The organism is Adhaeribacter pallidiroseus, from assembly GCF_003340495.1.
In the GTDB taxonomy this organism is placed as follows: domain Bacteria; phylum Bacteroidota; class Bacteroidia; order Cytophagales; family Hymenobacteraceae; genus Adhaeribacter; species Adhaeribacter pallidiroseus.
In genome coordinates, this window is record NZ_QASA01000001.1 from 6,037,985 (window position 1) to 6,050,900 (window position 12,916).

Annotated in this window: 15 protein-coding genes; 12 read left to right on the forward strand and 3 right to left on the reverse strand. The window is 42.8% G+C overall.

Going from position 1 to position 12,916, the window contains the following annotated elements:
* The first annotated feature begins 250 nt into the window (after positions 1-250).
* From rpmG to ftsY, 3 genes are all read left to right on the forward strand, one after another.
* Positions 251-433 carry a 50S ribosomal protein L33 gene (gene rpmG / locus AHMF7616_RS24230; RefSeq protein ID WP_115375234.1) on the forward strand — a complete coding sequence of 61 codons (183 nt, stop codon included), beginning with the start codon at positions 251-253 and terminating at the stop codon, positions 431-433.
* Between the two features lie 2 nt (positions 434-435).
* The gene (locus AHMF7616_RS24235; protein ID WP_106932222.1) at positions 436-591 is read left to right on the forward strand and encodes a DUF4295 domain-containing protein; all 156 of its coding nucleotides are present in this window, start codon (positions 436-438) and stop codon (positions 589-591) included.
* Between the two features lie 117 nt (positions 592-708).
* Positions 709-1,665 carry a signal recognition particle-docking protein FtsY gene (ftsY, locus tag AHMF7616_RS24240; RefSeq protein WP_115375235.1) on the forward strand — a complete coding sequence of 319 codons (957 nt, stop codon included), beginning with the start codon at positions 709-711 and terminating at the stop codon, positions 1,663-1,665.
* 167 nt (positions 1,666-1,832) lie between these two features.
* On the opposite strand, the gene AHMF7616_RS24245 is transcribed toward ftsY, so the two are convergent.
* Positions 1,833-2,276, reverse strand: a complete 444-nt coding sequence (locus AHMF7616_RS24245) for a hypothetical protein (protein WP_115375236.1) — start codon at positions 2,274-2,276, stop codon at positions 1,833-1,835.
* A gap of 365 nt (positions 2,277-2,641) precedes the next feature.
* Here AHMF7616_RS24245 and rimO point away from each other — a divergent pair, with 365 nt between their 5' ends.
* The 7 genes from rimO (at position 2,642) to AHMF7616_RS24280 (ending at position 10,098) form a co-directional block, all read left to right on the forward strand.
* The gene (gene rimO, locus AHMF7616_RS24250; protein ID WP_115375237.1) at positions 2,642-3,991 is read left to right on the forward strand and encodes a 30S ribosomal protein S12 methylthiotransferase RimO; all 1,350 of its coding nucleotides are present in this window, start codon (positions 2,642-2,644) and stop codon (positions 3,989-3,991) included.
* Between the two features lie 331 nt (positions 3,992-4,322).
* Entirely contained in the window at positions 4,323-5,885 is a 1,563-nt protein-coding gene (gene bshC / locus AHMF7616_RS24255) for a bacillithiol biosynthesis cysteine-adding enzyme BshC (protein ID WP_115375762.1), read from the forward strand.
* A gap of 3 nt (positions 5,886-5,888) precedes the next feature.
* Entirely contained in the window at positions 5,889-6,467 is a 579-nt protein-coding gene (locus AHMF7616_RS24260) for a 5-formyltetrahydrofolate cyclo-ligase (protein ID WP_115375238.1), read from the forward strand.
* 63 nt (positions 6,468-6,530) lie between these two features.
* Positions 6,531-7,175, forward strand: coding sequence for a DsbA family protein (locus AHMF7616_RS24265; RefSeq protein ID WP_115375239.1), 645 nt, complete (start codon positions 6,531-6,533; stop codon positions 7,173-7,175).
* A gap of 94 nt (positions 7,176-7,269) precedes the next feature.
* On the forward strand, positions 7,270-7,719 hold the full coding sequence (locus AHMF7616_RS24270; RefSeq protein ID WP_115375240.1) for a MarR family winged helix-turn-helix transcriptional regulator: 450 nt from the start codon (positions 7,270-7,272) through the stop codon (positions 7,717-7,719).
* A gap of 71 nt (positions 7,720-7,790) precedes the next feature.
* Positions 7,791-8,897, forward strand: coding sequence for an alkene reductase (locus tag AHMF7616_RS24275; protein ID WP_115375241.1), 1,107 nt, complete (start codon positions 7,791-7,793; stop codon positions 8,895-8,897).
* Positions 8,898-9,060: 163 nt separating this feature from the next.
* Complete coding sequence (locus AHMF7616_RS24280; protein ID WP_115375242.1) at positions 9,061-10,098, forward strand: aldo/keto reductase; 1,038 nt, start codon at positions 9,061-9,063, stop codon at positions 10,096-10,098.
* A 166-nt stretch (positions 10,099-10,264) separates the two neighbouring features.
* On the opposite strand, the gene AHMF7616_RS24285 is transcribed toward AHMF7616_RS24280, so the two are convergent.
* The gene (locus AHMF7616_RS24285; protein ID WP_115375243.1) at positions 10,265-10,984 is read right to left on the reverse strand and encodes a 3-ketoacyl-ACP reductase; all 720 of its coding nucleotides are present in this window, start codon (positions 10,982-10,984) and stop codon (positions 10,265-10,267) included.
* A 263-nt stretch (positions 10,985-11,247) separates the two neighbouring features.
* On the opposite strand from AHMF7616_RS24285, the gene AHMF7616_RS24290 reads away from it, so the two are divergent.
* Positions 11,248-11,526, forward strand: a complete 279-nt coding sequence (locus tag AHMF7616_RS24290) for an Rdx family protein (protein WP_115375244.1) — start codon at positions 11,248-11,250, stop codon at positions 11,524-11,526.
* 66 nt (positions 11,527-11,592) lie between these two features.
* Here AHMF7616_RS24290 and AHMF7616_RS24295 read toward each other — a convergent pair whose 3' ends face one another.
* Positions 11,593-12,066 (reverse strand): VOC family protein, encoded by a 474-nt coding sequence (locus AHMF7616_RS24295; RefSeq protein WP_115375245.1) that lies wholly within the window; start codon positions 12,064-12,066, stop codon positions 11,593-11,595.
* A 218-nt stretch (positions 12,067-12,284) separates the two neighbouring features.
* Here AHMF7616_RS24295 and AHMF7616_RS24300 point away from each other — a divergent pair, with 218 nt between their 5' ends.
* A complete protein-coding gene (locus tag AHMF7616_RS24300) occupies positions 12,285-12,761 on the forward strand; it encodes a DinB family protein (RefSeq protein ID WP_115375246.1) in 477 nt (158 codons plus the stop codon).
* Positions 12,762-12,916: the final 155 nt, after the last annotated feature.

A 12,916-nucleotide genomic window follows, 5' to 3' on the forward strand; every position in this document is an offset into this window, starting at 1 on the left:
ATACTTTTAAGTATGAATGGCATATCGGATTTTAAAAAGGCAAAGTTTAAAAAACAGCTTTAAAATAAAACTAAATGCTAGATATGCGGTACTGTTTAAGGGGTAATTAATTAAATAGCGTATTTTTACGGATAGAAGTAGAAACCAAGAGTATGCTTGTTGGGGGCAAGTATAAATTTTTAGATTTTTGAACTTGTAAATAAAAGTTTAATCCGCTATATTTGCAGTCCTAATTCAAAATACAGTTGAGATGGCTAAAAAAGGAAACCGAGTACAGGTAATAATGGAATGCACCGAGCAGAAAAATTCCGGCGTTCCAGGTACTTCCCGATATATTACTACCAAAAATCGCAAGAACACCCCAGAGCGGTTAGAAATGAAAAAATTTAACCCGAACCTGAGAAAAGTTACTGTACACAAAGAAATTAAATAACCATGGCTAAGAAAGTAGTTGCGACCCTGAAAACCTCCACTGGTAAAGATTGGGCAAAAGTTATAAAAGCAGTAAAATCACCTAAAACGGGTGCTTATACCTTTAGAGAAGAAATGGTGCCTGTAGATAAAGTGCAGGAATTTTTAGCAGCCAAATAATTGCGGCTATTGCTTTAAAATAATACCAGAAAGTCCCACAATCTTTGTCGGGACTTTTTCTGTTTATAGTTACGCAGATTAGATTATTTATTATACCGTTCAGAAGTAATTACCACCATGGGACTTTTTGACTTCTTCAGTAAAGAAAAAAAAGAATCGCTGGATAAAGGTTTGGAAAAAACCAAAACCAGCTTTTTCGACCAACTCAGCAAAGCGGTGGTCGGAAAATCGAAAGTAGACGAAGAAGTACTGGACGATTTGGAAGATACGCTCGTGCACTCGGATGTGGGGGTGCAAACTACTATTAAAATTATTAAACGCATCGAAGACCGGGTGGCCCGCGATAAGTACGTGAGTACGTCGGAACTGGACCGGATCTTGCGGGAAGAAATTGCCGCTTTACTCGAAGAAAATAACTCGGGCAAGGCTACGGCTGAATTTGTTTTACCCGCTAATATAAAGCCTTACGTGATTATGGTGGTAGGGGTAAACGGCGTAGGTAAAACTACTACCATTGGTAAGCTGGCCGCGCAGTTTCATAAAGCCGGCAAAAAAGTAGTACTGGGAGCCGCCGATACTTTCCGGGCCGCCGCCGTAGACCAGCTTATTATTTGGGGCGAACGGGTAGGCGTGCCGGTTATTTCGCACGGCATGAATACCGATCCGGCTTCGGTGGCTTTTGATGCGGTAAAAAGAGGTGTAGAAATGGAAGCGGACGTGGTGATTATTGATACTGCCGGCCGCCTGCACAACAAAGTAGGCTTAATGAACGAGCTTACCAAAATTAAGCGCGTGATGCAGAAGTTTATTGAACAAGCGCCGCACGAAGTGTTGCTGGTGCTCGATGGCAGCACCGGCCAGAACGCCGTTATTCAGGCCCGTGAATTTACCAAAGCTACGGATGTTACCGCATTGGCAATTACTAAACTAGACGGAACCGCCAAAGGGGGCGTAGTGATTGGCATCTCCGATGAATTTAAAATTCCGGTGAAATACATTGGTGTGGGTGAGAAAATCGACGACTTGCAGGTGTTTGACAAGCACGAATTTGTAGATTCGCTGTTCTCGAAGTAAAAAATTTAAAAAAGCAGAGAACCTGTCTATAAGTTAACCTAAATTTTATTTACCATCATTTATACAGGAGCGTAGGGAAATATCTACGCTTTTTTGTTTACCAGGTAGTGTAAGCTAAGTCCACCTGACCTGCTTACCTCCGGTGTAATAAAAACGGTTTAAAAGTATTAAGCGAAAGAAGGTTGTAAATGCCCGTTAACTTGCTGGCAACTTTTTAACCAGATAAGTCCGGCTTCGCGGGAGGTAAAAATACGAACTTGCAATAGTTGGCCAATTAAACTTACTTGCATTACCTCGCCAGCCTGTTCGCCAAATGAATCTGGCAACGCAACATGGGCCAGGTAACGAACTCCTGCCTCCACTGCTTTCGGTAACCATTCTTTTTTCAACCAAGGTACCGCTGATTCCCAGGGGCCGGTAAAAAGGGCATTGTCGTTTAACTTATAAGGGCATTTTACTTGCTGGGTAAGTTCCAGGCCTAATTGACAAGCTTTTTTTAAATCAGCTTGCGAGGAGTAACCAATCCAAAAAGTATCAATAATATTTAGTTCCGGATTGTATTCAATTTCATAGAACGTTTTATTGAATACGTTTTGAGCGGTTTTACGCATGAGGTAAAAAAGTGATTTTCAGCGGTAATGAAGCTGTTTATCTTAAATATATTTAAGAAAGATTAAACCTGTTTACTTATTTCATAATTTAATAAATAAAGTTTTTTCGTAACGGGTAATCATAAAGCAACCGCTATATCCGGAAGTACAGACTTATAATTTCGGGGTAGGCCATTGGAGTATTTTATTTTTTAAATTTTTCTGCTTTTTCTAAACAGTAGACAATCAACCTTTTTAGTGAAACCAATACCCAGCCTAAGTATTTTATTCCCCAAACAAATCGTACCTTTGCCAACCGTTTCAAAACGAACCAATCTACATAAAAGAGGGTTTCTGTTTTACATTATTCCATCACCGAAATATTCGTGAAAGTAAGAACATTAAAAAAAGATAAGGTAAACGTAATTACGCTGGGTTGTTCTAAAAACCTGGTGGATTCCGAAGTATTAATGGGGCAATTGCGCGGCAACGATTTTGCGGTTACCCACGAAAGCGAGAAGAACGATGCCAACATCATTATTATAAATACCTGCGGTTTTATCGATAACGCCAAGCAGGAATCCATTGACACCATTCTGCAATACGCCGACGAGAAAGAAGCCGGCAATATTGATAAATTATACGTTACGGGTTGTTTGTCGCAGCGCTACAAAGATTCGCTGGAAGCCGAAATTCCGCAGGTGGATGCCTATTTTGGTACGCTGGAAATGCCGCAGCTGCTCAAAACCTTAGAGGCTGATTACAAGCATGAATTAATTGGCGAACGCTTGCTTACTACGCCCAAGCACTACGCTTATTTTAAAATTGCCGAAGGCTGCAACCGTCCTTGTTCTTTCTGCGCTATTCCGCTGATGCGCGGCAAACACGTGGATCGCTCCATCGAAGATTTAGTAAAAGAAGCCAATCGGTTGGCCGCGATGGGTACGAAAGAACTTATTTTAATCGCCCAGGATTTAACCTACTACGGTTTGCAGCACTACGGTGAACGCAAACTAGCCGATTTGTTACGGAATTTATCGGATGTGCCCGGTATTGATTGGATCCGGATGCAGTACGCTTATCCGTCGCAGTTTCCGATGGAAGCGCTGGAAGTAATGGCGGAACGCGCGAATATCTGCAAATATCTGGATATGCCTTTGCAGCACATCTCCGATAACATGCTTAAAACCATGCGCCGCGGAATAAGTAAACGCCGGACCATTGAATTAGTAGATACCATCCGGCAACGGGTACCCAGTATTGCTTTGCGGACTACTTTAATTGCCGGCCACCCGGGCGAAACCGAGCAGGATTTTGAAGAACTATACGACTTCGTAGAAAAAACGCGCTTCGACCGGTTGGGCATTTTTACGTATTCGCACGAAGAAAATACCCACGCACACACGCTGGGCGACACCGTACCCGACGAAGTAAAACAAGAACGGGCCGACGCCATTATGGAACTACAGCAAGGCATTTCGCTGGAAATGAACGAAGCGCGCGTGGGACAAACGTATCAAGTATTGTTCGACCGGAAAGAGAGCGGTTATTACGTAGGACGTACGCAATACGACTCCCCGGAAGTAGACAACGAAGTATTAGTACCCGCCAGCAATCAATACATCCGGATTGGTGATTTTGCGCCGGTTAAAATAGTGAGCTGCACCGACTTTGATTTGTATGGGGAAGTAATAAACGAAGCAGCTGCTTTAAACAAAATGCTTTTAACGCATTAAAAGCAGCCGTAAAATTTAAAAATTTAAAAAAGGATGCCCAAGTGGGTATCCTTTTTTTGTATAGTCTAAAACCTAGCAGCAGAATCTATTCTTAATTTGCTAATTTTTTTAAATTTTACTTCGGGTTTAAACTTTGTACTTGGCTCGGAAGTAATTATCGGGGCAGCATAACTATTTGCATGCATTTTTGTTACTCTTCGTAAACTTAAATTACCGGCTGCTTCCCCGATAAAAGAGTTAAAAGTGTTTTCAGAGAAAATCCCTACTAAACTTCTAAAATAACATGTTACTTTGCGATACGGCGCCAGCCGACCACCAAAAATGCCTCCGAATGAAAATTTCGCAATTAGATTACAGTGCTACCAACGCTTTTTCGTCGCTTGTAATTGATTATTTACAGCAAAATTCCAAGCTAGCTCCTTTTTATCATCGTTTCCCAACGCCCGAAAACCTGAAAGAACAGCTCACCGAAAAACAATTTACCCCGGAGCAGCGGAACTTACTGTGTCAGGAATTAGAGCGCCAATACGCTTCTTTGTCCGAAGTGCCCGCTAAGGTTCGGAAAAACCTGGATTTGCTGCAACAACCCAATACGTTTACCATTACCACCGGGCACCAATTAAGCCTTTTTACCGGTCCGCTTTATTTTATTTACAAAATAATAAGCGCCATTAAAACGGCGGAGCACCTGCAAGAGCAATATCCCGCGTATAACTTTGTGCCGATTTATTGGATGGCCACCGAAGATCACGATTTTGCTGAGATTAATCATTTTACTTTGTTCGGTAAACCTTACGCCTGGGAAACTGATCAAAAAGGAGCCGTAGGTCGTTTTAAAACCGATACTATTTTTTCGTTAATTGAATCCCTACCCGAAAATTACCCGCTTTTTGAACAAGCGTACACCAAGTTTGATACCTTAGCCGCCGCTACCCGCTTTTTGGCGAACGAGCTTTTTGGCGAATTTGGTTTAATCAGCATCGATGCCGATGCACCAGCCTTAAAACAAGCTTTAAAGCCAGTAATTACGAAAGAGTTAACAGAACAAACGGCGTACAAACTGGTAACCGCCACTAACGAAAAACTAGCCACCGCCGGTTATAAAACGCAAGTAACTCCGCGCGAAATCAACTTATTTTACCTGGATGATAACGTGCGCGAACGATTGGTTCGGGAAGAAGACCACTACCGGGTTTTAAACACCAATTTAACTTTTAGCCAGGAAGAAATTTTAAATTTAGTTGAAACCCAACCGGAAAAATTTAGCCCGAACGTAATTCTACGGCCGCTTTACGAAGAAATTTTACTGCCTAATTTGTGTTACATCGGCGGTGGCGCCGAGATTGCGTACTGGTTCCAGCTGAAAGATTTGTTCGATTATTACCAGGTTTCTTTCCCGGCTTTAATGTTGCGAAATTCCGGTTTGTACATTGCCAAAAATCACGCAGCCCGGATGCAGAAACTAGGTTTGCAACCCACCGATTTGTTTCAGGATTTACCGACGCTTAAAAAACAGGTAACCGCCGCTTACCAAGACGAAGAATTGCACCTGAACGAAGAAAAGAAACAAGTGGAAGCGGCTTTTGCCCAAGTAGAAAAGTTGGCCGCCGCCATTGACCCGACCTTAACCAAAACCGTAGCAGCCGAAGCGCAAAAGGCTTTTAACGCTTTAACCGTACTGGAAAAGAAAATTGTAAAAGCCAACGATACCAAGTACGAGACGGTCTATAATCAGCTTACTTCTTTAAAAGATAAATTATTCCCGAACGGCACCTTGCAGGAACGCATCGATAACCTGCTAACTTACCAGACCAATAATCCAAATTTTATTCAACACGTGTACGAGGCTTTTGAGCCTTTTGCCGCTAAGTTTACCATTCTGGAAGAAGAATAAATAATGCAGAAAGCAACGCTGCGCCAGGAAATGCTGCTAAAACGCCAAAGCTATTTGCCCGCCGAAATTACGGCGCGCAGTCAGCAGATTTGTCAGCAATTTTTTAAAAATTTCCCGGTAAGCGGCTTACGTACCATTCATGTTTTTTTACCGATTGCCTCCAAAAATGAAGTAAACACTTGGTTTATCATTCAGCATTTACAAGCTAATTTTCCGGATATTAAAATTGCCGTACCGGTTACCGATGGAGCTAATCAAACGCTTTCGCATGGTTTACTTACGCCCGAAACGGATTTACAATCAAATAAATGGGGAATTCCGGAGCCTGTTAAGGCGACTGGTGTAACGGAATCTTTAATGGACTTGGTACTGGTACCATTGCTGGCTTTCGATGAAAAAGGACACCGGGTAGGCTATGGCAAAGGCTATTACGACCGTTTTTTAAATTTATGCCGACCCGATACGATTTCAGTTGGTTTATCTTTAGAAGAACTGCCTGTTCCCTTAATTCAGGATATCCACGAAGGAGATCATACTTTGCAGTTTGTCGTAACACCTGCTACTATTTATTTCTTTACTTAAAAATAGAGCGTAGCAGGGTAAAAATTTAAAAATTTACCCAGCCTTGCTGGTCTAAATATATTTATGCAACAAAAAGATACAACGCTGTATTACATCTACGATGCCTTGTGCGGCTGGTGTTATGGGTTTGGCCCGGTAATCGTAAAACTGCACGAAAAATACACCGATTCATTAGAATTTAAGGTTATAAGCGGCGGTATGATTACGGGTAGCCGGGTAGGGCCCATAACCAACATGGCTACGTACATTAGACAGGCCAGCCCCAGGGTAACCGAAACAACCGGGGTAACTTTTGGGGAAGCTTACTTAAACGGGTTACTGTCGGATGTTACGTACATCAGTAATTCTACGCCGCCGGCCATCGCCCTTTGTATCTTAAAAGAAGCGCAACCTGGTAAGCAGGTAACATGGGCCCACGCCATTCAAAAACTCATGTTTCAGGGAGGAAAAAGTTTAAACGAACCAACGGCTTATCTGCCATTAGCCGAACAAGCGGAGATTTCTGCCGAAACTTTTACCCAAAAATTTGCGGACCCAGCTTATTTGGCTAAAGCACAGGAAGAATTTGCCGGGGCCCAGCAATGGGGTATTACGGGTTTCCCGGCGGTAGTGCTGCAAAAGCAGGATCAATTGTACTTGGTAGCGAACGGGTTTGTTCCTTATAATCAGATAAGTGCTACCATAAACAAAGTGCTTTCGGAAGAATAATTTAAAAATTTAAAACATTGTAGTTACCATTGTTGTATATACAAATATAGCTTGTACCTTTAGGTCAGTAGTTTAACCATTACCTTAAACCGTTTTGAAACTCGAAGACGAAATAAAACAGAAAAGCTTTAAATCGCCGTACCACCGGATGATGGTAAACATTATGTTTACGGGCAATTTTCTGCAAAAGCGGTTGCTATGTATGATGCGCGAATTCAATATTTCGCCCCAGCAGCACAATGTATTAAGTATTTTGCGGGGCCAGCATCCCGATCCTTGTTCTTTGGGCGATATTCAGGAGCGCATGCTCGACCGTATGAGCAACGCGACCCGCTTAGTAGATAAACTGCTCGAAAAAGATTTGGTGGCTCGCTGCCAATGCCCTAATAACCGCCGCAAAATTGAAATTACCATTACCGAGGCGGGCTTAGCTTTATTAAAGCAAATAGAAGCAAAAATTCCTCCCTTCGAAGAGTTGTTCCCGGCCATTAGTTCCGAGGAAGCTAGTGCATTGGGGCAGTTGTTAGATAAATCGCGGGAGTAAAAAATTTTAAACAAAAACTTGTATATACAACTATTGTAATCACAAAAATTAAAAAATTAACAAAAAAAAACATGGAAAATCAACCACTTTTAACTTCTTACCAATTAGGTCCTTTCGCTTTAAAAAACCGGGTAGTAATGGCTCCCATGACGCGGAGCCGGGCCGCTAATCCTGATAACGCTGCTACTAAGTTAACCGCCCAGTATTACGAGCAACGGGCTTCGGCCGGTTTAATTATTTCGGAAGGTACGCAAGTAAGTGCCCAGGGCGTAGGTTACATTAATACGCCCGGTATTTACTCCGAAGCGCAGGTAAAAGGCTGGCAACTGGTAACCAACGCCGTACACGCGAAAGAAGGAAAAATATTTGCGCAGTTATGGCACGTCGGCCGGATTTCGCACCCCGACTTTCATAACGGTGAACTGCCGGTGGCGCCTTCGGCCATTAACCCGAACGATAAATCTTTTACCCCGCTGGGTTTTAAAGATACGGTAACGCCTCGCGCCCTGGAAACCCACGAAGTACAAGCCATTGTACAGGATTTTAAAAAAGCTGCCGCCAATGCATTAGAAGCAGGCTTTGATGGGGTAGAACTACACGCCAGTAATGGCTATTTATTTCAGCAGTTTTTCAACAAAGTATCGAACCAGCGCACCGACCAATACGGCGGCTCCATCGAAAACCGGGCGCGTTTTTTATTCGAAACCCTGGAGGCGCTGAAAGAAGTAATTAGTTTAAATAAAGTAGGCATACGGCTTAATCCATCGTTGCACGGCATGAGCGGCATTACCATCGACGAAGAAACTATTCCGACTTTTGAATACATTGTACAGCGTTTAAACGACTACCACCTGGCTTACGTGCATTTATCGGAGCCCTTTACGCCCGTAGAAAACGTACCTTACGCGGTTACCGAAATTGCGAAGCACTTCCGGCCTTTATACAACGGTACTTTAATCATTAACAAAGGCTTTAGCCAGGAAACCGGTAACCAAATAATTGCCGCTGGTTTAGCGGATTTAGTAGCTTTTGGCGTACCGTTTATTGCTAATCCGGATTTACCGGAACGTTTTGCCCAAAATGTGGAATTAAATGCACCTGATAAAAATACTTTTTACGCCGGCGACGAAAACGGTTACATCGACTATCCGGCGTTAACGGAAGTAGAAGCCATCTAATTTTTTAAATTTTTGTTTTATGTTCGAGGCCGGCTGGATTATTTCCGCCGGCCTTTTTTAGTAAATTGTTTCTCAGGCAGAATTAAAACAAACGCGTAGTTTACGGGTATTAAGTAGATTAATAGATTTCTAGGCTCTGATTTTTTAAATTTTAACTAAAATTATGAAATACAACTTATTAGGAAATACCGGGGTGCTGGTTTCGGAACTGTGCTTCGGTACCATGACTTTCGGGGGACAAGGTTATTGGGAGGCCATTGGCAAGCAAACCCAGGACGAAGCCACCAACTTATTGAAATCCGTTGTTGATGCAGGCATCAATTTTATTGATACGGCTAACGTGTACTCCTTCGGGCAATCCGAGCAATTACTGGGCGAAGGCATAAAACAGGCCGGTCTGGCGCGCAACGAGTTGTTTATTGCTACCAAAGTGCGGGGCCGCATGGCGCCCGGCGTTAACCAAATTGGCTTATCGCGCTATCATATCATGCAATCCGTAGAAGAAAGTTTGCAGCGCCTGCAACTAGATCATATTGATTTGCTGTATGTGCACGGCGTAGATGCGGTAACTTCGGTAGAGCAAATTGTACACAGCCTGCACGATGTGGTTACCAGCGGCAAGGTGCGGTACGTGGGCGTATGTAACTGGCCGGCCTGGATGGTGATGAAAGCCCTGGGTATTGCGAAACAGCGCGGCTGGCACGAGTTTGTGGCCATGCAGTATTTTTACGCGGCCGCTAACCGCGATGTGGAGCAAGAATTAATTCCGTTGGCTCTGGAAGAACAAGTAGGTTTTATGCCTTGGAGCCCGCTGGCCGGTGGCTTTTTATCCGGCAAATTTACCCGCAACCAAACCAACACCGGCGGTCAATCGCGGCGCGACTCTTTTGACTTTCCGGTGATTGATAAAGAAAAAGCCTACGATGTTATTGATGTATTGATTCGTTTAGGCGAAAGCTATAACGTATCGGCGGCGGAAATAGCTTTAGCTTGGGTGCGGCAGCAAAAAGGCGTAACCAGCACCATTATCGGGGCAAAAACGCCGGAACAATTAGCCTCTAACATTCACTCCACAACTTTCGAACTCTCAGCTACAGATTTAGATGAACTAAATGCCGTAAGTTTACCGGAAAAAAGATATCCGGGCTGGATGGTAGAACGGCAAATGGGCGACCGTTTACCAGCAGCGGATAAAAAATAAAAATTTAAAAAAAGAAGGTCCAAGATGATTCCTTGGGACCTTCTTTTAAACAACTAGGTAAAATCCGGTTACTTTTACTATTTGCTATAATGGCATAGGTTTTTGTAACGTAATTATTTACTCCAATAAAAGTTGAATATCTAATATCTAGTGTCTAATCTCCAACTCATTGAGGATTGGTAGACCACATGCCGGCTTCTTTGATAAATACCCGCCGGTTTAGTTTAAGCTGAGCAATTACTAATTCGGCCAAATCTTCGGGTTGCATTACTTTTTCAGGGTTGCCGTCGGTGAGTTTGTTTGCGATAGCTAACTCGGTGGCTACGGTACTGGGTGTTAAGGCGCTTACCCGGATATTATGTTTCCGTACTTCCTGCATCAACGATTCGGTTAGGCCCATTACGCCAAATTTGGAAGCGCTGTAGGCACTGGTAAGAGCCGCTCCCCGCTGGCCCGCCGTCGACGAAATATTGATAATATCACCGGTTTGGCGTTCAATCATCTCGGGCAGCACGGCGCGGGTCATGTAATACACGCCTAGTAAATTTACCTTAATAATGTTTTCCCATTCGGTAGGTTCCATCTCCAGGAATTTGGCAAAGGTACCCGTACCGGCATTGTTTATTAAAATATCTATGGGGCCCAGATTCTTTTTTATTTGCGTGGCAGCAGCATCTACGGCGTTTCTATTGGCTACATCGGCAACTACAACCGAGGTTTTAACCCCCAGCCCTTGAATCTGGTTGGCTACGCCCTGTAACTGGCTGGAGTTGCGGGCTAGTAATCCAACGTGTACTCCTTCTTTGGCTAAAGCAATGGCGATGGCCCGGCCAATGCCTTTTCCGGCGCCGGTAACCAGGGCAATTTTGCCTTTTAATGATTCCATATTTTTAGGTATTTAGTATAACGCTCGTTCTAAATTAATACAGTAAATATAATTTGTTTACCGGTAACTACTAAGCCTTAGCTTTGTTTGTATACTACGTCCAAAACAAACGTTTTTTTAATTTTTTAGTAGGTTTCCGCCAAACTATTAATATAACAAAAAGGAAAATCTACGTTACTCCCTGGGTGAACGTACGGAACAACAAAAAGCTAATTACCAGTAACTAACAACTAATAACTAATAACTAACAACTATCTACTCCTATGCCTGCGCCTCGTTTAGAAATTAATTACTGCACGCAATGCCGCTGGTTGCTACGGGCTGCCTGGCTCGCGCAGGAAGTGTTAACTACCTTTGAACTCGAAATGGGCGAAGTGGCCTTAGTGCCGGGCACGGGTGGGGTACTGGATATCCGGCTAAACGATGAATTAATTTTCTCGCGCAAAGAGGCGGGCCGTTTTCCGGAAGCGAAAGAAGTTAAACAACTCATCCGCGATATGATTGCCCCCGACAAGCCCCTGGGCCACAGCGACCGCAAGTAGAACCGGTGCTTATAAAAAAAAACTTACCGAAGGGGTAAGTTTTTTAAATTTTTGCTAAAAAGCAGCTTATTCTTTGGCATCGTTTACTTCTATCCAGTGGCCATCCGGGTCCTGAAAATACACTTGCTTTACGCCGTCAGTGCGTAAAGTATATTCCTGAGGTTTGCCTGCCCAGTTCTCAAATTTAATATTGGCTTTATTTAACCGCGCAATAAAATCTTCTACGGAGGCCACGCTAAAGCATAAATGTTCGCCTTTATCGTAGCTGGTTTCACGTTTTTTGCCTTGTATTAAATGTAAATGCGCTTTTTCGCCCACGGTAAACCAAGTGTGCAAGCCATCCTTAAAAGGCTCAGGTATTTGTTTTAACTGTAAAAAATTCTCGTAAAAGCTGGTGGTGGTTTTTAAATCGTTTACGTGCAACGCAATGTGATTGAGCCAGGTAGGTCCGCCGGAAGTAGAACCCGCCGTTTGAGCAAAGGCTTGATTATTTTTAAAAAAAAGGCAACTAGCCAGGCAAAGGCAAACTAAATATTTCATAAAGAGAGGTTAAGATTTTTGATCAGTTACGAAGATAGAAAATTATTACGCTTCACAACCGAATGGCTGGTCAAATTGATTTAAAAAGTTTGATTCCCGTTTTAGATTTGCTGTTTCATTTGTAATAAAGATTTGTAACTTAGCGTTAATTAATTTATTCAATAAAAACACTGGTAAGTACTACAAAGTAGTTTTTTGCTTGTAAAATCGCTCGGTTTATGGATGTCTTAAATCAGCAGTATAAATTGATGCAAAGTGCCCGGGCCGTTTTGTTTAGTTATTTGGATACGGTAACCATCGCGCATTTTACGGAAGAATTACTCACTTTTGGGGCCAGCAGTATGCGCCATTTATTGGTACACACGGCTAACACGTACCAGTTTTGGTTAGGTGGTTTTGCGCAAATCCAGGAATTACCTATAATTCAACCATTAACGGTGATTAATATAAATGAGGTACGCCGGATTTTTCGGGATGTAAACGAGTTAACCGAAAAGTTTTTAGAGCATTTTCAGGATAAGTGGCTAACCCCGGTTATTGGCGAAATACCCTGGCGGAAAACAACGAAAGAAGCCACGCCGCTGGCGCTATTTACGCACGTAATTACCCACGAATGCCATCATAAAGGCCAGGTAGTTTCCATGAGCCGGCAATTAGGTTATACGCCACCCGATTCGGACTTGCTCCGGTTTTAAAGTAACTTTTATTAAGCTTAAAAGTTAAAGAAAAGAAAGAGAGTTTTGTAAACATTTAAACTGAATAATCATGGGAAAAGCACAAGATGCCAAAAAGGAAGTAAAGAAAAAACCTACTAAAACCGAAAAAGAGAAAAGAGCCGAAAAGCAGGAAA

What these genes read in the sequence shown, in the direction of transcription:
- AHMF7616_RS24260 (WP_115375238.1), top strand. Translation starts at nt 5,889, where the DNA reads ATGCAGAAAGCAACGCTGCGCCAGGAAATGCTGCTAAAACGCCAAAGC.
- AHMF7616_RS24275 (WP_115375241.1), top strand. Translation starts at nt 7,791, where the DNA reads ATGGAAAATCAACCACTTTTAACTTCTTACCAATTAGGTCCTTTCGCT.
- AHMF7616_RS24280 (WP_115375242.1), top strand. Translation starts at nt 9,061, where the DNA reads ATGAAATACAACTTATTAGGAAATACCGGGGTGCTGGTTTCGGAACTG.
- AHMF7616_RS24285 (WP_115375243.1), bottom strand. Translation starts at nt 10,984, where the DNA reads ATGGAATCATTAAAAGGCAAAATTGCCCTGGTTACCGGCGCCGGAAAA.
- AHMF7616_RS24300 (WP_115375246.1), top strand. Translation starts at nt 12,285, where the DNA reads ATGGATGTCTTAAATCAGCAGTATAAATTGATGCAAAGTGCCCGGGCC.
- AHMF7616_RS24295 (WP_115375245.1), bottom strand. Translation starts at nt 12,066, where the DNA reads ATGAAATATTTAGTTTGCCTTTGCCTGGCTAGTTGCCTTTTTTTTAAA.
- AHMF7616_RS24235 (WP_106932222.1), top strand. Translation starts at nt 436, where the DNA reads ATGGCTAAGAAAGTAGTTGCGACCCTGAAAACCTCCACTGGTAAAGAT.
- bshC (WP_115375762.1), top strand. Translation starts at nt 4,323, where the DNA reads ATGAAAATTTCGCAATTAGATTACAGTGCTACCAACGCTTTTTCGTCG.
- ftsY (WP_115375235.1), top strand. Translation starts at nt 709, where the DNA reads ATGGGACTTTTTGACTTCTTCAGTAAAGAAAAAAAAGAATCGCTGGAT.
- AHMF7616_RS24245 (WP_115375236.1), bottom strand. Translation starts at nt 2,276, where the DNA reads ATGCGTAAAACCGCTCAAAACGTATTCAATAAAACGTTCTATGAAATT.
- AHMF7616_RS24265 (WP_115375239.1), top strand. Translation starts at nt 6,531, where the DNA reads ATGCAACAAAAAGATACAACGCTGTATTACATCTACGATGCCTTGTGC.
- AHMF7616_RS24290 (WP_115375244.1), top strand. Translation starts at nt 11,248, where the DNA reads ATGCCTGCGCCTCGTTTAGAAATTAATTACTGCACGCAATGCCGCTGG.
- rpmG (WP_115375234.1), top strand. Translation starts at nt 251, where the DNA reads ATGGCTAAAAAAGGAAACCGAGTACAGGTAATAATGGAATGCACCGAG.